Source organism: Streptomyces sp. NRRL F-5122, assembly GCF_001507435.1.
GTDB classification, from domain to species: Bacteria; Actinomycetota; Actinomycetes; order Streptomycetales; family Streptomycetaceae; genus Streptomyces; species Streptomyces lannensis.
The window spans coordinates 1-378 of the sequence record NZ_LMWH01000148.1 but is presented as its reverse complement, the minus strand read 5'-3'; the positions used below and the strand labels follow the sequence as shown (position 1 = coordinate 378).

At 67.5% G+C, this 378-nt stretch carries 1 pseudogene; it reads left to right on the top strand.

What is annotated here, in order from left to right:
- Positions 1–378: pseudogene (locus tag ADL25_RS16815) on the top strand (amino acid transporter); the annotation flags it as partial.

The following is a 378-nucleotide window of genomic DNA, read 5'->3' as shown; positions in this document are numbered from 1 at the left end:
CGGCCTGTCCGGCTTCGAGACCGGCGTCGCCGTCATGCCCCACGTCCAGGGCGACCCCGACGACACCGAGGAAAAACCCACCGGCCGCATCCGCGACACGAAGAAACTCCTCACGACCGCCGCACTGGTCATGAGCGGCTTCCTCATCACGACCAGCTTCATCACGACCCTGCTGATCCCGGAGAAGGAGTTCCAGTCGGGAGGTGCCGCCAACGGCCGTGCGCTGGCCTATCTGGCGCACGAGTACCTGGGCAACGCCTTCGGCACCGTCTACGACGCCTCGACCATCGCCATCCTGTGGTTCGCGGGCGCCTCCGCGATGGCCGGACTGCTCAACCTGATGCCCCGCTATCTGCCCCGCTACGGCATGGCCCCGCA